The following is a 16,834-nucleotide window of genomic DNA, read 5'->3' on the forward strand; positions in this document are numbered from 1 at the left end:
TCCAAGACGATCGTGGCCGTCAACAAGGACGCCGAGGCCCCGATCTTCGAGCTGGTCGACTTCGGCGTGGTCGGCGACCTCTTCGACGTCGTCCCGCAGCTGACCGAGGAGGTCAAGGCCCGCAAGGGCTGATCACCGCCGCCGGGCAGTCCGAGGCCCCCGTGACCGACACCGGTCGCGGGGGCCTCGCCGTGCAGGCACCGCCTCGGTTCAGCGCAGGCTCAGGGAGACCTGCACGGGCAGGTGGTCGCTCGGGAACTGACCGTGCATCGAGAAGGTGTCCATCGACGCCTGATGCGTGGTCACCCCCGGTGAGGTCAGGATCCAGTCGATCCGGTCGCCGTCCGGCTTGAGGCGGTGGTAGCCGTGGAAGGTCGCGTACTGCGGGCCGCGGTGCTCCGCCGCGTCCCAGGTGTCGACGAGCCCCGAGTCCACCAGGGTGTCGTAGGCCCGGTTCTTGTGGGCGTAGGCGTTGAAGTCGCCGGTCACCACCACGGGCAGCCGCCGGTCGAACTCCGCGATCCGCTTCACCAGGAGCGTGGCGCTGCGCTCGCGGGCGTACTGGCTCTTCTGGTCGAAGTGGGTGTTGGCGACGTAGAACTCCCGCCCGTCGTCGGCAAGGTCCCGGAAGCGGACCCAGGTGACGATGCGGGGGAAGGCGGCGCCCCAGGTGTTGGAGCGGATGACCTCGGGGGTGTCGGAGAGCCAGAAGGTGTAGTGCTCCAGGGGTTCCAGGCGCCGCAGGTCGTAGTAGACGGCGGTCGACTCGTCCCGGCTGCCGCCCTCGCGGCCGGTGCCGACCCAGTCGTAGTGCGGTCCGAGGTCGCTGTCGATGTCGCGCAGCTGCTGGTAGAGGCCTTCCTGGGTGCCCATGACCTGGGGCTGTGCGCGGCGGAGCAGTTCGGCCATCACCGGGCGGCGGTCGGCCCAGCTGTTGGGCTCGGCGGTGCTGGCGTACCGCAGGTTGAAGGTCATGACGTCGAGGCGGGGGGCCGGCCGCGCCGGTGCCGCGAGGGTCGCGACCCGGCGGGCCCGCGAGCCGGCGGCGGAGACGGAGGAGGCGGACGAGGTGGTGATCGCGGCACTGGAGAGGGGCACGGTGACCGCTGCGGCCAACAGGGCCTGCAGTCCCAGCCGGCGGGTGACTCGGCGCTGGTTCGGCACGACGGCTCCTTCAGGGGGCACAAGCCGGACGGGCGGGCGTTGAGCAGTGTGATACCCAGGAGTGTGATGAGCGTGAACATGCCCAGATGGGGGCGTGTCGGCCCGTGGACACGGTGTTGACCGCCCCGACGGCACCCGGATACCTTCATTCAACGGATTGTTGATTCCGTACAGTGGAAAACAGGAGGGTGCGGGATGGGCCAGGGCCGGCAGGAGAAGGTGGCGACGAGCCTCGCGGGCGCCGTCAGCGAGGGGATCAGCGCCTCCCTCGCACCCGTCGACGCCGAACTGGAGCGCCGCTATCCGGGTGATCCGGGGACCCGGCAGCCCGTCCACACCGTGTACGTCCCCGGCGACGCCTTCACGGCCGGCACGATCCGCTCCTGGGGCGACCGGGCCCTCGCCGCCCTCGACGAACACGCCCCCGACGCCGCCGCCTTCGCCGCCGTCCTCGGCCTGCCCGACGACCTCGCCGAGCCGGTCCACTCCCGGGTCCGCGCCAAACTGGAGCGGGAGCCGGTGGAAGACCTGCGCGTCGACTTCGAGGACGGCTACGGCCCCCGCCCCGACGCCGAGGAGGACGAGACCGCCGCCCGCGCCGCCCGGCTGATCGCCGAGGCGTACGCCGAGGGCACGGCCGCGCCGTACATGGGCATCCGGATGAAGTGCATGGAGGCGCCGGTGCGCGACCGGGGCATCCGCACCCTCGACATCTTCCTCACCGGGCTGATCGCGGCCGGGCCACTGCCCGCGGGACTCGTGCTGACCCTGCCCAAGGTGACCTACCCCGAACAGGTCACCGCGATGGTGCGGCTCCTGGAGGCCTTCGAGAAGGCGCACGGACTGGAGCCCGGCCGGATCGGCTTCGAGATCCAGATCGAGACCAGCCAGTCCATCCTCGCCACCGACGGCACCGCCACCGTCGCCCGGATGATCCAGGCCGCCGAGGGCCGCGCCACCGGACTGCACTACGGCACCTTCGACTACAGCGCCTGCCTCGGGGTCTCCGCCGCCCACCAGGCGAGCGACCACCCGGCCGCCGACCACGCCAAGGCGGTCATGCAGGTCGCCGCCGCCGGTACGGGCGTACGCGTGTCGGACGGCTCCACCAACGTCCTGCCCGTCGGCCCGACGGCCAAGGTGCACGACGCCTGGCGGCTGCACTACGGCCTCACCCGGCGCGCCCTGGCCCGCGCCTACTACCAGGGCTGGGACATGCACCCCGGCCACCTGCCGACCCGGTACGCGGCCGTGTTCGCGTTCTACCGCGAGGGCCTGGAGCAGGCGGCCGCCCGGCTCGCCCGGTACGCCGGCCGCGCCGGCGGCGACGTCATGGACGAGCCCGCCACCGCCAAGGCGCTCAGCGGCTACCTGCTGCGTGGGCTGGACTGCGGCGCCCTCGACAACGGCGAGGTGGCCCGGCTGACCGGGCTGACCCGGGCCGATCTGGAGGGCTTCGCGGTGCCCCGGCGCGGCGACCTGACGGCCTTTGGGAAGTAGCGCGTACCGGTCAAGTCACAGCTTTTCCAGTCGACTTGAACCGACCCTGTCACTGCCCCGTACTCTGGTGCGCCATTCACGGACGGGTTTCACAGGATCGGGGCTGCGGTGTCGGGTTCGTACGGACAGGCTGACGGGACCGGTCGCCTGCTGGCAGGGCGGTACCGGGTCGTGGCCAGGCTCGGGCGCGGTGGTATGGGTGTGGTGTGGCGCGCCGTCGACGAGGTCCTCGGCCGCGAGGTCGCCGTGAAGGAACTGCGCGCCTACACCGACAGCGCCGCACCCGAACTCGCCGACCTGCGGCTGCGGATGCAGCGCGAGGCGCGGGCCGCCGCCCGGGTGCGGCACCCCGGGGTGGTCGTCGTGCACGACATCGCCGAGGTCGACGGCCGCCCGCTGATCGTCATGGAACTGGTCGACGGACCCTCCCTGGACGACCTGCTGCGCGAGCACGGCACGCTCGGGGCGCAGGAGGCCGCCCGCGTCGGCGCCGAGGTCATGGACGCCCTGGCCGCGGCCCACCGGGTCGGCGTCCTGCACCGCGACGTCAAGCCCGGCAACATCCTCCTCGACCGCTCGGGCCGGGTCGTCCTCACCGACTTCGGCATCGCCACCATGGCGGATCCCGGCGACGGCTCCGCCACCCAGCTGACCGGCAGCGGCGAACTCGTCGGTTCCCTCGACTACCTGGCGCCCGAGCGGGCCAAGGGCGCGGCCCCCGGCCCGGCCTCCGACATCTGGGCCCTCGGCGCCGCCCTGTACGCGGCCGTGGAGGGCGCCTCGCCGTTCGGCCGTACGTCCACCTTCTCGACGCTCACCGCGATCGTCGACGAGCCCCTCCCGGAGCCCCGCAGGGCCGGCCCGCTCGCGCCCGTGCTGCGGCGCCTGATGGACAAGCTCCCCGACGCCCGCCCGGACGCCGAGGAGGCCTGCGCGCTGCTGCGGGCGGTGGCGCGGGAACCGGTCCCGGACACGCCGACGACGGTCCTGCGGGAGCGGGAGCCCGAGCGGCCGGAGCCCGAGCGGCCGGAGCCCGAGCGGCCGGAGAGCGGGGCCGAGCCGGCGGCGCCGTCGGCGGAATGCGGGCCCGCCCCGGAGCATGTCGGACAGCTCGCCCCGGTACCCGCCGCCGGACTCGTCACGGGAGCCGGGACCCCGGGTGCCGAGCTGGTGCCCGCCCGAAGATTAGAGCCGGTGCCCGGCAGCCCGGACGGCCCGATGAGCCCCACCCGGCCGGGCCGCACCCGCCGCCGCGCCCGGCTGCTCGTCGTGGTGGCCGTCGCCGTCGTCCTCACGGCGACCGGCCTGACCGTCGCGTTACGCAACGACCGGGGGCAGACGGCGAAGACGGACGCGGGGCCGCCCGCCCCGACGCCGGCCGGCGCTTCGGAGAGCGCCCGCGGCACCGGTGCCGGGCACCCGGCCGGGGCCGATCCCGTGGGGCAGGGCGTGGAGACGGGCACCGTACCGGCCGGCAGCGCCACGCACGCCGCCGGGGGCGGACCGGCGGGACCGGCGGACGGCGCCGCCGCCACACCGTCCGGGGCGCAGACCACCGGCCCCAGCCCCTCCGGCGGTTCCGGCACCGCCGGTGCCACCGCCCCCGCCACCGCGACGGCTTCGGCCACCGCATCCGCCACCCCCGTCCCGGTCTGTGCGCCCGTGGGAGACGGCACGTACACCTGCCAGGTGCGCAGTGGCGGCGCCAAGTCCTACACCGCCGACGGCGTCAAGGTCGGCAAGGTCCGCCAGGGCGTTCACTCGTTCTACTGTCAGGCCGACCTGGGCCGCCGGGAGACCCACGGCCGGCGGACCAACGTCTGGTGGGCCGAGACCGACGACGACAAGGGCAACACCGGCGTGTACATCAGCGACGTCTACATCAAGGGCGGCACGAACGACGAGCCGCTCCCCGGACTTCCCGTCTGCTGAGCACGGACGTACCGCTCCAGCCCCGACGCGACCGCCCACTGCCGTTCCGCGAACAGCCGGGTGCCCCGCCCGCACAGCGCCGCGTCGGCTCGCGCCCGCGTGCAGAACTGCTCCGGCGTGCCACCGAACAGCTCCCTCAACTCGGCCGACTCCGCGAGGAGTTCGGTGAGCAGGGTGCGCTCGCCGGGGTGGCGGCGGGGCGCGCCGGTGCCGTCGTGCAGCACGCCGTGCCGGTTGACGTACGCGTGCACGCCCGGGAGCGTCGTGCCGTCCGCGAGAGTGGCGCGGACGGCGGGGGCGGGCAGCCAGGCCCGGACGAAGTTGCCGTGCGGCAGCGGTACGCCCTCGCTCGCGTCGATCACGTCCAGCTGCCGCCCGTCCAGCCAGAGGACGAACAACTCCCGGACCGCCGAAGGGGACGCGACCGGGGACGCCGAGACATAGCCGAGGCGGCTGACATGCGCGGAGACGCCGACGTCGAGGCCGCGCACCCGGGCGCGCACCATGGGGATGGCACCGGTGACACCGAACTCGGCCATCTTGTGCTGGAGCTGGGCGGGTGAGGCGTTGGAGCCGACCGCGAGCACCGGCACCCGGTCCTCGTCGTGCACCAGACGCCCGAGCGGCAGCAGCCGGTCGCCGTCGAGAAGCCCGGAGTCGGCCGGCCAGACACCGGGGTAGGTCAGCGGATGGTCGCGCGGCGCCTCGTCGAGGCCCAGCTCGGCGAGCGTACGGCCGGTCACGGGCGGCTCGTTCCGGCGAACTCCCGGCCGGCGGCCCTGTGGCGGCTCGGTCCCGTGAGCGTCCGGTCCGTCATGCGCGGCTCAGTCCGCCGGGGGCAGTTCGCCCGAGCCGCGAGTGATCAGCCTGGTCGGCAGCTCGATGCGCTCGGGTGCCATGAGGGTGCCGTCCAGCTGGCGGAAGAGCCGTTCGGCGGCCGTGCGGCCGAGCAGGGCCGCGTCCTGGGCGACGACCGTGAGGCCCGGGTGCAGCAGTTCGGCGAGTTCGATGTCGTCGAACCCGACGAGCGCGACCGGGCGGGACTGCTCGGCGAGGACGCGGATCACGGTGACGGTGACACGGTTGTTGCCCGCGAAGATCGCCGTGATCGGTTCCGGCCCCGACAGCATCTCCTCGGCGGCCCGGCGCACCCGCTCCGGGTCCGTCACGCCGAGGGAGGTCCACGCGGCCTCGACGGCTATCCCGGCGTCCTCCATCGCCGTCTGGTAACCGCGCAACCGCTCGACCGCCGTGTGGATCCGGGGCATGTCGCCGATGAACCCGATCCGGCGGTGGCCGTGCGCGATCAGGTGGGCGACCCCGTCCCGGGCGCCGCCGTAGCTGTCGGACAGCACCACGTCCGCGTCGATCATCCCGGCCGGGCGGTCCACGAACACCGTCGCCACGCCCGCCCTGATCTCCGGCTCCAGGTACCGGTGGTCGTCCCCGGCCGGGATCACCACCAGGCCGTCCACCCGCCGCGCGCACAGTGCCAGCGCCAGTTCCTGCTCCCGCTCCGGGTCCTCGGCGCTGGACCCGTTGATGAGCAACGCCCCGTGCGCTCGGGCCACTTCCTCCACCGCGCGGCTCAGCGGGCCGTAGAACGGGTCGGCGAGGTCCTCCAGGACCAGGCCGATGCTCGCGGTACGGCCCTTGCGCAGCACCCGCGCGCTGTCGTTGCGGCGGAAGCCCAGCGCGTCGATCGCCTCCTGCACCCGGCGCTCGGTGTCCGGGGTCACCCCGGGCTCGCCGTTGACCACCCTCGACACCGTCTTGAGGCCCACCCCGGCCCGCGCCGCCACGTCCTTCATCGTCGGCCGGGTCCCGTAACGGGAGCCGGGGAGACGGTCTGCGCGGCGGGAGGTGTCGGGCACGATGCGGCGTCCTGTCCTGTCGTCCACGGGATGCATGGGCTCATGAATCGCGTCTGGGCTCATGGGTTTGTATCAGGGATACACAGGCTCGTGGGTTTGTATGAGGATGTGGCGTCGAGCATAGAGCCTGGACAACGTTGTCAGATGCAAGGGAGACTGTCCACCGCAATCTCCGGCCTGCGTCCCCACCGCTTGACCGGCCTGTTGTGTCACTCGGCTACTCATGGTTGACGGGGAGAACTGACTCTGATGCACACCGACCTCGTGGCGGCCCTCGACATCGGCGGCACCAAGATCGCCGGCGCGCTGGTGGACGGTCACGGACGGATCCAGGCGCGCGCCCAGCGCGCCACACCCGCCCAGCAGGACGGCGAGACGGTCATGCGGGCCGTCGAGGAGGTGGTCGGCGAACTCGCCGGTTCACCGCTGTGGGGGCGCGCCCGCTCGCTCGGGATCGGCAGCGCGGGCCCGGTGGACGCCTCCGCCGGCACCGTGAGCCCGGTCAACGTGCCCGGCTGGCGGGAGTATCCGCTCGTCGAGCGGGTGCGGGCGGCCACCGGCGGGCTGCCGGTCGAGCTGATCGGCGACGGCGTCGCGATCACGGCGGCCGAACACTGGCAGGGCGCGGCCCGCGGCCACGACAACGCGCTGTGCATGGTGGTCTCGACGGGCGTCGGCGGCGGCCTGGTGCTCGGCGGCAGGCTGCACCCCGGCCCGACCGGCAACGCCGGCCACATCGGCCACATCAGCGTCGACCTCGACGGGGATCCCTGCCCCTGCGGGTCGCGCGGCTGCGTCGAGCGCATCGCCAGCGGCCCCAATATCGCCCGGCGCGCCCTGGAGGGCGGCTGGCAGCCGGGTCCCGACGGCGACACCTCGGCGGCGGCGGTGGCGGCCGCGGCCCGGTCCGGCGACCCCGTCGCGGTGGCCTCCTTCGAGCGGGCCGCCCAGGCGCTCGCGGCCGGGATCGCGGCCACCGCGACCCTGGTCGAGATCGACATCGCGGTGATCGGCGGAGGCGTCGGCAAGGCGGGGGACATCCTCTTCACGCCTCTGCGCAAGGCCCTCACCGACTACGCGACCCTCTCCTTCGTCCAGCGACTCACGGTCGTACCGGCGCAGATGGGTACGGACGCGGGCCTGGTGGGCGCCGCCGCGGCCGCGCTGGCCGCCAGGCCGGACGCGGAGGCGGCGGGGGTCTGACAGCGGTCCGACGGCGGTCGTCAGGCCGCGCAGGAACGTTCAGGCCCGGTCGGCCGGGGTTCAGGCCCGGCCGACCGGGCCGCGGGCGGCGGTGCGCTCGCACTCGGCGCCCCGCGGGAGCGGCCGGACGCCGGCCGGCGCTCGGGCAGGGCGCAGCCGGCCGGCGGCACCGGAACCCTCCGGGCCGGGGTACCGCCGGGGCCGGTGACCGGCGGGGTGCGCGCGGCGGCCCGGCCGGGCTCGCCGGACCGGCTGCCGTCCAGGCCGCAGCGATTCGCGCCGTCCGGTGTCCGGGGCCCCGGCACGCCCGGTCCCCGCTCGGGCGTGCCGCATTGCTCCCCTCGCGGGTACGCCCGTGACCCCCGGCCGCCGGCGCAGTTGAGACGGGCATGAAGAAGCGCAGCATGCTCGCCATCGCCAGCCTGGCCACCGGATTCGTCGTGGCCGCCATCACCCCGTCCCACGCGGCCGACGAAGGCCCGCTCGGCGACCTGTACGTCTCGGACACCCTGGAGCACGTCGGCCACGTCGTCGGCGAGGACAGCTTCCAGACCGACCCGGACTTCCTGGGGCAGGAGTAGCCCGGCGGAGCCCGAGTGGACGACAGTGCCGGTGTTCCGGGCGGCGGACGCCGGCACTGTCGATTGCGCGCCCTCAACGGGAACTGGTTTCCGTGGCAGTGTGGAGCGGGCAAGCCACAGGGGGCCAACAGAAGAGGGGGAGTCCGTGATCGTCTGGGTCAACGGCGCGTTCGGTGCGGGTAAGACCACCACCGCACGTGAACTGATCGAACTGATCCCGAACAGCACGCTCTTCGACCCCGAGCTCATCGGCGGGGCGCTGACACACCTGCTGCCGGCGAAGCACCTCGCCGAGGCCGGCGACTTCCAGGATCTGCCGATCTGGCGCCGGCTGGTGATCGACACGGCGGCCGCGATGCTCGCGGAGCTGGGCGGAACCCTGGTGGTTCCGATGACGCTGCTGCGCCAGGAGTACCGCGACGAGATCTTCGGCGGCCTCGCCGCGCGCCGGATCGCGGTCCGGCACCTGTGCCTCACCCCGGCGGAAACGATCCTGCGCGAGCGAATAGCCGACCGGGAGATCCCGCCCGACCTGCCCGACGGGGAGATGCGGATCCGGCAGTGGTCGTACGACCGGATCGAGCCCTACCGCACCGCCCTCGCCTCCTGGATCAGCGCCGACGCCCATCTCGTCGACACCAGCGCGCTCAGTCCCTACGAGACGGCGGTGCGGGTCGCGGAGGCGGTGGGCAGTGGCGAAGCCGCGGTATGTGACATAGTACAAACCCCCGAACCCACCGCCGAGACCGTCGCCGCAGGCGTCCTCCTCTTCGACGAACACAACCGCGTCCTCCTCGTGGACCCCACCTACAAGGCCGGCTGGGAGTTCCCCGGCGGTGTCGTCGAGCCCGGTGAGGCCCCCGCTCGGGCGGGCGTGCGGGAGGTCGAGGAGGAGACCGGGATCCGGCTGGAGGAACTGCCGGGGCTGCTCGTCGTCGACTGGGAGCAGCCCGCGCCACCCCGCTACGGCGGCCTGCGCCTGCTCTTCGACGGCGGCCGGCTCGACTCCGCCGAGGCACGGCGGCTGGTGCTGCCGGGGCCGGAACTGCGGGACTGGCGGTTCGTCACCGAGCAGGAGGCCGCCGACCTGCTGCCCTCGGTGCGTTACGAGCGGCTGCGCTGGGCGCTGCGGGCCCGCGAGCGAGGTGCGGCGCTCTACCTGGAGGCCGGAGTCCCGGTCGGTTGACATTCCCTGAAAGTCCGTCAAGTCCTCGCCGCATCAATGATGTTGGCGGGGACTTTGGCATTTCGGGGGCGTGTGTAGGGGACTTTGCACGGGGTGGAAGGTTCCTAGGGGGAAACGAGGGTGAATTGTCGCCGTCCCGGTATGAACAAGAACGTGAAGGAGGTACACAGACGTTCTACCGTCGGTGCGCAGCTCAACTTCCTCGCGGCCGCTGGCCGCCGTGCACAGGCCGGACAACGACCGGCTGAAGGAGGGACATGCGCGCGCACTCTTCGGCCCTCACGAGGGGCCTCGCACTGACCGCCGGGCTCGTCCTGGCGCTCGCCGCCTGCAGCAGCGGGGGAGGCGGCGGGGGCAGTGGCGGCAAGGGCACCTCCGCCGGCCTCACGTCCTGCGCCACCCAGGGCAAGGCCGACACCTGCAACTCCGGCACCACCAAGGCCGGCGGTACCTTCACCTACGTCATCGAGAAGAACATCCAGCAGTGGAACGTACAGGACACCAACGGCAACACCTTCGAGAACGCCGAGGCGCTGAGCCCCGTGCTGCCCCAGGTGTACGTCCCGCAGCCGGACTTCAGCGTCAAGCTCAACACCGATCTGGTGACCTCGGCGACCCAGACCAGCGCAAGCCCGCAGACCCTGGTCTACAAGATCAACCCCAAGGCGTCCTGGAACGACGGCACCGCCATCACCGCCGACGACTTCGTCTACTACTGGCGCACCAACGACGGCAAGGACTGCCCGCCGCCGCCCGCCAGCGACTCCACCCAGACCAAGGGCTGTCTGCCGGAGAGCACCGCCGGCTACGACCGGATCAAGTCGGTGACCGGCTCCGACAACGGCAAGACCGTCACCGTCGTGATGGCCAAACCCTACGCCGACTGGAAGTCCCTGTTCGGCGCGGGCTACCCGTTCTACCCGGCGCACGTCGCCGAGAAGGTCTCCGGTGCCACGGCCGGCGACGCGGCTCACATGACGGCCGCCCAGCTGACCCAGGGCTGGCAGTACTTCCAGAAGAACCCGCCCACCAAGTACGCGACCGCGGGCCCGTACCGGATGACCGAGTGGGTGGACAACGACCACGCCACCTACGAGCCCGACCCGAAGTGGACGGGCCAGAAGGCCACCCTGCAGCGGCTGATCTTCAAGGTGATCTCGGACGCCACCCAGGAGCCGATCGCGCTGCGCAACAACGAGGTCCAGGGCATCTACCCGCAGCCCGAGGTCGACCTCGTCAACCAGGTCAAGGCCATCCCCAACGTCACCTACACCATCGGCAGCGGGCTGACCTGGGAGCACTTCGACCTCAACCTGCACAACCCGGTGATCGGCAAGTACCTGGCCCTGCGGCAGGCGATGTTCACGGCCATCAGCGTCAAGGACATCATGGCCAAGACGGTCGCCCAGTTCGATCCCGGCGTGAAGCAGCTGTACAACCACAACTTCGTCCCCGGAACGGCCGGTTACAAGGACGTGGTCAGCGCCGGCGGCCAGGGCTCGGGTGACCTCACCAAGGCCAAGAAGTACCTCACCGACGCCAAGTTCACCGGAGTCGGCACCGCTCTGAAGACCCCGGACGGCAAGACCGTCGGACCCTTCGACTGCCGCTACACCACGGGCAACCAGATCCGGCAGAGCGAGTGCCAGATCCTGCAGAGCGACCTCGCCAACCTGGGGATCAAGGTCACGATCAAGCCGATCGGCGCCGCCGACCTCGGCACGGTCCTCGCCGGTCACCAGTACGACATCATCGTCTTCGCCTGGGTCGCCTCGCCGTTCGCGATCAGCGGCGCCCAGCAGCTGTGGACGACCGGAGCCGGCGGCAACTACGGCGGCTACAGCAACAAGCAGGTCGACTCCCTGATCAGCACGGCCATCGGCGAGACCGACCAGACCAAGGCCGCCGCCCTGCTCAACCAGGCCGACCAGATCATGGTCAACGACGCCTACGTGCTGCCGCTCTACCAGAAACCCACCTTCCTCGCGGTGCAGACCCGGTTCGTCAACATGCGCAACAACTCCACCAACGTCGGACCGCCGTACAACGTCGGCGAGTGGGGCCTCAAGAAGTAGCCCGACGACCAGCCGGACCGATTCCCGGCCCCGGAGACCCCGGGGCCGGGCCTCCGCGAGAGAAGACCGCATGCTCGCCTACACCGTGCGCCGCATCCTCGTCTCCATACCCGTCCTGATCGTCTCGACGTTCATCGTCTTCCTGGTCGTCGTCAACTCCGGGGACCCGGTCGCCAACTTCGCCACCTCCCGGCAACCGCCGCCCAGCAAGGCCGCCGTGACCGCCTTCGCCCGCCACATCCACGCCGACGAACCGGTCGCGGAACGCTACTGGAACTGGATCACCGGCGTCCTGCACGGCGACTGGGGCCCGTCCGTCCAGTCCAACCTGGACATCGGCCACGACCTGTTCACCCGCTTCCGGGTCACCGTCACCCTGGTCGCCGCCGCCATGCTGCTCGCCCTCGTGATGGCGATCGTCTTCGGCGTGTTCAGCGCGATCCGCCAGTACAGCGTCGCCGACTACACCATCACCTTCCTCGGCTTCCTGTTCCTCGCCATGCCCGTGTTCTGGTTCGCCGTCCTGCTCAAGCAGGCGGGCATCTGGTTCAACCAGGAGACCGGCAGCCAGTTCCTCGGCACCATCGGCGAGAAGTCCCCGTACCTCGAAGTCGACACCACCTGGAACGAGTTCACCGACCGCGTCGGCCACCTCATCCTGCCCACCATCACCCTGGCCCTGGTCTCCTTCGCCTCCTGGACCCGCTACACCCGCGCCGCCATGCTCGAAGTCCTGGACAGCGACTACGTGCGGCTCGCCCGCGCCAAGGGACTGCGCCGCGGCCGGGTGCTCACCCGGCACGCCCTGCGCACCGCGCTGATCCCGCTCGCCACCGTCACCGCCCTCGACATCGCGATCATCCTCGGCGGCGCGGTCATCACCGAGACGATCTTCCAGTGGCACGGCATGGGCGAGATGCTCGTCCAGGCCGCCACCACCCTCGACGTCTACCGGACCATGGCCTGGCTGCTGCTGTCCGCCGTCGTCGTCATCGTCTTCAACCTGTTCGCCGACCTGCTCTACGCCGTACTCGACCCGAGGATCCGCTATGACTGACATCGGAGCAGTCGGGCCGGCCGGTACCCGGACGCCGAGCGACGACCACGAGTTCACCGTCGTGCAGCGCACCCAGACGCAGCTCGTCCTGCGGCGCTTCCTGCGCCACCGGGCCGCGATGATCAGCCTGGTCGTGTTCGTGCTGATCGTGCTGTGGGCGTTCATCGGCCCGCACTTCTGGCACTACTCGTACGCCAGGTTCACGCCGGACAACTCCGAGGCCCCGTCCTGGAAGCACCCGTTCGGCACCGACTCCTCGGGGTACGACGCCTACGCCCAGGTGATGCGCGGCACCCAGACCTCCCTGAAGATCGCCATCCTCATCGCCCTCGGCTCCACCCTGGTCGGTGCCGTGTGGGGAGCCGTCGCCGGGTTCTACCGCGGATTCGTCGACGCGTTGATGATGCGCATCGCCGACCTGGTGCTGACGCTCCCGCTGTTCGCGATCGCGCTGGTCATCTCCTCGCGCAGCGGCGGCTCCTGGTACTGGATCGCCGTGGTGATCGCCGGACTGACCTGGGCGTACGTGTCGAGGGTGGTGCGCTCGACCGTGCTGTCGCTGCGCGAGAAGGAGTTCGTGGAGGCCGCCCGGGCGCTCGGCGCCTCCGACACCCGGATCATCTTCCGGCACCTGCTGCCCAACGCGCTCGGCCCGATCATCGTGAACGCCACCATCCTGGTCGCCACCGGCATCCTCACCGAGACCGCCCTGTCCTTCCTCGGGTTCGGCGTCCAGCCGCCCGACACCTCACTCGGGCTGCTGGTCGCCCAGGCACAGACCGCGGTCGACACCCGGCCCTGGCTCTTCTACATCCCCGGCGCCTTCATCATCGCCATCGCCCTCACCATCAACTTCATCGGCGACGGACTGCGCGACGCCTTCGACCCCCGGCAGCAAAGGGTGCGACAGTGACCGACACCGGCAACGGCAAGGGCGGCATCGACAGGGTCCTGGGGAAGGGCGAGGAGTCCGGTGCCGTTCTCGAGGTCGAGGACCTGAGTGTGGAGTTCCCGACCGAGGACGGGACCGTACGGGCGGTGCGCGGCGTCGGCTACCGGCTGGAGCGCGGCGAGGCGCTGGGCATCGTCGGCGAGTCGGGGTCGGGCAAGTCGGTCACCGCCCTTGCCGTGATGGGGCTGCTGCCCGGCTCGGCCCGGGTGCGCGGCTCGGCCCGGTTCGAGGGCACGGAGCTGCTCGGGATGTCCGACGCCCGGCTCTCGGACATACGCGGCAGCGGCATCGCCATGGTCTTCCAGGACCCGATGACCTCCCTCAACCCCGTCTACACCGTCGGCTACCAGATCGCCGAGACCCTCCTCCGGCACAACCCGAGGCTCGGCAGACGCCCGGCCCGCGCACGCGCCGTGGAACTCCTCGGCACCGTCGGCATCCCGAGCCCCGAACGGCGCGTCGACAGCTACCCGCACGAACTCTCCGGCGGCATGCGCCAGCGGGTCGTCATCGCCATCGCCATCGCCAACGACCCCGACGTGATCATCGCCGACGAGCCCACCACCGCCCTCGACGTCACCGTCCAGGCGCAGATCCTGGAGGCGCTGGAGGCCGCCCGCGCCGAGACCGGTGCCGCGCTCGTCCTGATCACCCACGACCTGGGGGTGGTCGCCGGCCACACCGACCGGGTCGCCGTCATGTACGCCGGGCGGATCGTGGAGACCGGCTCGGTCGAGGAGATCTTCTACACCCCGCGCATGCCCTACACCCTGGGCCTGCTCGGCTCGCTGCCCCGCCTCGACCGCGAGGAGGACCGCCTGACCCCCATCACCGGCTCCCCGCCCTCGCTGCTCAACCTGCCCCCGGGCTGCCCCTTCGCGCCCCGCTGCCCGCTGCGCCGGGAGCCCTGCGACACCACCGAACCCGCCCTGCGCCCGGCCGGATCCGACGCCCACCGCAGCGCCTGCCACTTCGCCGACGAACTCGTGGACACGGCGGCCGGCGAGGTCTTCGACGCCGTCGGCGCCGACACCGAGGCCCTGGCCCGGTTCGCGGACCTGGAGGACGATGCCCGATGACCGATCCGCTGCCCCCGCTGCCCGGTCACGGCGGCACGGGCGACCCCGTCCTCCAGGTCCGCGACCTGGTCAAACACTTCCCGGTGATGTCGCGGGGCGTGGTCCGGCGCCGGGTCGGCGACGTGCACGCCGTCTGCGGGGTCTCCTTCGACCTGCACGAGAACGAGACCCTCGGCCTGGTCGGCGAGTCCGGCTCCGGCAAGACGACCGTCTCCCGGACCCTGCTCAACCTGGAGACGGCCACCTCGGGCACCGTGCACTACCGGGGCCGCCTGCTGACCGACCTGAGCAGACGTCAGATGCGACCGCTGCGCCGCGAGTTGCAGATCGTCTTCCAGGACCCCTACGCCGCCCTGGACCCCAGGATCTCCGTCCACGAGATCGTCGCCGAACCCCTGCGCATCCACGGCCGCTACGGGCCGGGCGGCGCCGACGAGGTACGCGAACTGCTGCGCCTGGTCGGCCTCAACCCCGAGCACGGCAACCGTTTCGCGCACGAGTTCTCCGGCGGCCAGCGCCAGCGCATCGGCATCGCACGGGCGTTGGCGCTGCGCCCCAAGGTCATCGTGCTGGACGAGCCGGTCAGCGCGCTGGACGTGTCGATCCAGGCGGGCGTCCTCAACCTGCTGATGGACCTGCAGAGCGAACTGGGCCTGTCCTTCCTGTTCGTGGCGCACGACCTCTCCGTGATGCGGCACGTCGCCGGCCGGGTCGCGGTGATGTACCTGGGCCGCCTGGTGGAGATCGCCCCCGCCCGGCAGCTCTTCGCGCGGCCCGCCCACCCCTACACCCAGGCCCTGGTCTCGGCGATCCCGCTGCCCGACCCGCGCAAGGAACGGGCCCGGAAACGGATCACCGTGCAGGGCGACGTCCCGAGCCCGGTCCGCCCGCCCAGCGGCTGCCGCTTCCGCACCCGCTGCCCCAAGTTCGCCGGCCGGCTCACCGAAGGCGAGCGCACCGCCTGCGTCGAGCAGGTGCCGGACCTGGTCGACCGGGGCGGCGGCAACCCGGTCGCCTGCCACTACGCGGAGAGCGTGCAGCTGCTGTGACCGTCCGGGTACGGGAACGGCGTCAGCCGGCTCTCCCGCTCCAGCCGCCGGCAGAAGACCTCCATGCCGACGGCGAGCGGGGCGTGCCGCATCAGCAGGTCGGCGGCGGCCCGCGGGATGCCCTCGGGCCGCCGCCCGCCGGCACAGGCCCGCACGAACTCCGCGCGCTCCTCGCCCCGGTACCCGTACAGGGCGGTCACCAGCCAGATCACCAGGTGGTAGACGGTGTACACGCGGTCGTAGTGCCGGTGCCGGTCGAAGAAGTCCCGTTCGTCCGGGGCCAGTCGGAAGCGGGAGCCGAGGGAGAGCCCGAAGTCGGTGAGATACAGCTGCCGGCCGTCGGTGAGGATGTTGCGGAAGTGGGCGTCGAGATGCAGGAGACGGCTCTCCGAGAGGAACACGGTGAGTTCCTCCAGCCCGTGGGCCGTGAGGGCGCAGGCCGAGTCCGCGCGGCCCGTGCGCAGTTCGGCGTCCAGCCAGTCGTGCAGGGTGTGCGGGACGTGCTCCAGGAACAGGGTGAGGCTCGCGGACGCGTCCCGTAGGCCCTCGATGCGCTCCCGCACGCCCGCGGAGCCGCCCCAGTAGGCCACCGCCCTGTCGACGTCGACGAGTTCGCCGGGCAGCGGGGCGGGCGCGTCGGACAGGACCCGCCAGTGGTGCAGCAGCGGGAAACCGGGGAACCGGCCCGCCAGCACCCGGTCCGTCGCCACCTCGTGCGCGGCCAGCTCCCGCCAGGCCCCGAACCCCGGACTGCCGACCGCGCCGATGCCGTAGTGGCAGTACGCCGGCAGGCCGAAGAGGTTCTCGGTGGAGCGGGTGTGCCGCGGTTCCCGCTCCCGGTCGGTCAGGGGGATCCGCTTCACGAACACCGGCCTGCCGTCCACCGTGAGCCGCACCGCTCTGCCGCCGATCCCGGTGCCGAGCGGCTCTCCGGCCGCGACCAGTTCGGCCAGTTCGGCATCGCCGAGCAGGGCCAGGGAGGTCGCGATGCCGGTGTGGGCGGCGATGCGGTGCGCGGTGTCGGTCATCCCTCCATGGTCACCGCGGCGGCCCGTGGGTGTCCGCGGGTTCCCGCGGCCTGCGTACCGCGTCGGCGGTCACCGGGTCCCCGCGGCGAGGGTCCTGCGCTGTGGGCGGAGCGGTTCGGGTCACGGCGGAGGGCGGCGGACCGTGGATGTCCGC

14 protein-coding genes and 1 pseudogene are annotated in these 16,834 nt (G+C 72.1%); 11 read left to right on the forward strand and 4 right to left on the reverse strand.

What is annotated here, in order from left to right; all coding sequences use genetic code 11:
- Positions 1-132, forward strand: a pseudogene (locus tag ACIQVL_RS49635) (electron transfer flavoprotein subunit alpha/FixB family protein); the annotation flags it as partial.
- Positions 133-210: 78 nt separating this feature from the next.
- On the opposite strand, the gene ACIQVL_RS49640 reads toward ACIQVL_RS49635, so the two are convergent.
- Positions 211-1,164 carry an endonuclease/exonuclease/phosphatase family protein gene (locus ACIQVL_RS49640; protein WP_403436281.1) on the reverse strand — a complete coding sequence of 318 codons (954 nt, stop codon included), beginning with the start codon at positions 1,162-1,164 and terminating at the stop codon, positions 211-213.
- A gap of 195 nt (positions 1,165-1,359) precedes the next feature.
- Here ACIQVL_RS49640 and ACIQVL_RS49645 point away from each other — a divergent pair, with 195 nt between their 5' ends.
- On the forward strand, positions 1,360-2,664 hold the full coding sequence (locus ACIQVL_RS49645; protein WP_403479038.1) for a DUF6986 family protein: 1,305 nt from the start codon (positions 1,360-1,362) through the stop codon (positions 2,662-2,664).
- Positions 2,665-2,835: 171 nt separating this feature from the next.
- A complete protein-coding gene (locus tag ACIQVL_RS49650; RefSeq protein ID WP_403479039.1) occupies positions 2,836-4,596 on the forward strand; it encodes a protein kinase in 1,761 nt (586 codons plus the stop codon).
- Here ACIQVL_RS49650 and ACIQVL_RS49655 read toward each other — a convergent pair.
- Both ACIQVL_RS49655 and ACIQVL_RS49660 read right to left on the reverse strand, forming a co-directional pair.
- Entirely contained in the window at positions 4,542-5,339 is a 798-nt protein-coding gene (locus ACIQVL_RS49655; RefSeq protein ID WP_403479040.1) for a hypothetical protein, read from the reverse strand. The genes ACIQVL_RS49650 and ACIQVL_RS49655 overlap by 55 nt on opposite strands.
- 81 nt (positions 5,340-5,420) lie before the next feature.
- The gene (locus tag ACIQVL_RS49660; protein WP_403479041.1) at positions 5,421-6,506 is read right to left on the reverse strand and encodes a LacI family DNA-binding transcriptional regulator; all 1,086 of its coding nucleotides are present in this window, start codon (positions 6,504-6,506) and stop codon (positions 5,421-5,423) included.
- 213 nt (positions 6,507-6,719) lie between these two features.
- On the opposite strand from ACIQVL_RS49660, the gene ACIQVL_RS49665 reads away from it, so the two are divergent.
- The 8 genes from ACIQVL_RS49665 (at position 6,720) to ACIQVL_RS49700 (ending at position 15,652) form a co-directional block, all read left to right on the forward strand.
- On the forward strand, positions 6,720-7,673 hold the full coding sequence (locus tag ACIQVL_RS49665; protein WP_403436293.1) for an ROK family protein: 954 nt from the start codon (positions 6,720-6,722) through the stop codon (positions 7,671-7,673).
- A 389-nt stretch (positions 7,674-8,062) separates the two neighbouring features.
- Positions 8,063-8,254, forward strand: coding sequence for a hypothetical protein (locus ACIQVL_RS49670; protein WP_403436295.1), 192 nt, complete (start codon positions 8,063-8,065; stop codon positions 8,252-8,254).
- Positions 8,255-8,399: 145 nt separating this feature from the next.
- Positions 8,400-9,440, forward strand: a complete 1,041-nt coding sequence (locus ACIQVL_RS49675; RefSeq protein ID WP_403479042.1) for an NUDIX domain-containing protein — start codon at positions 8,400-8,402, stop codon at positions 9,438-9,440.
- 257 nt (positions 9,441-9,697) lie between these two features.
- On the forward strand, positions 9,698-11,515 hold the full coding sequence (locus ACIQVL_RS49680) for an ABC transporter family substrate-binding protein (protein ID WP_403436299.1): 1,818 nt from the start codon (positions 9,698-9,700) through the stop codon (positions 11,513-11,515).
- Positions 11,516-11,585: 70 nt separating this feature from the next.
- On the forward strand, positions 11,586-12,572 hold the full coding sequence (locus tag ACIQVL_RS49685; protein WP_403479043.1) for an ABC transporter permease: 987 nt from the start codon (positions 11,586-11,588) through the stop codon (positions 12,570-12,572).
- Positions 12,565-13,485 (forward strand): ABC transporter permease, encoded by a 921-nt coding sequence (locus ACIQVL_RS49690; RefSeq protein WP_403479044.1) that lies wholly within the window; start codon positions 12,565-12,567, stop codon positions 13,483-13,485. The genes ACIQVL_RS49685 and ACIQVL_RS49690 overlap by 8 nt, the downstream gene beginning before the upstream one ends.
- Positions 13,482-14,603: an ABC transporter ATP-binding protein gene (locus ACIQVL_RS49695; protein ID WP_403436303.1), complete on the forward strand. Its 1,122-nt coding sequence runs from the start codon at positions 13,482-13,484 to the stop codon at positions 14,601-14,603. Before ACIQVL_RS49690 ends, ACIQVL_RS49695 begins: the two co-directional genes overlap by 4 nt.
- Positions 14,600-15,652 (forward strand): ABC transporter ATP-binding protein, encoded by a 1,053-nt coding sequence (locus tag ACIQVL_RS49700; protein ID WP_403479045.1) that lies wholly within the window; start codon positions 14,600-14,602, stop codon positions 15,650-15,652. Before ACIQVL_RS49695 ends, ACIQVL_RS49700 begins: the two co-directional genes overlap by 4 nt.
- Here ACIQVL_RS49700 and ACIQVL_RS49705 read toward each other — a convergent pair.
- On the reverse strand, positions 15,625-16,680 hold the full coding sequence (locus tag ACIQVL_RS49705) for a protein kinase family protein (protein WP_403479046.1): 1,056 nt from the start codon (positions 16,678-16,680) through the stop codon (positions 15,625-15,627). The two genes, ACIQVL_RS49700 and ACIQVL_RS49705, sit on opposite strands and share 28 nt — an antisense overlap.
- Positions 16,681-16,834: the final 154 nt, after the last annotated feature.

Origin of the sequence: Streptomyces sp. NPDC090499, assembly GCF_044769305.1 — a bacterium.
Lineage (GTDB): Bacteria > Actinomycetota > Actinomycetes > Streptomycetales > Streptomycetaceae > Streptomyces.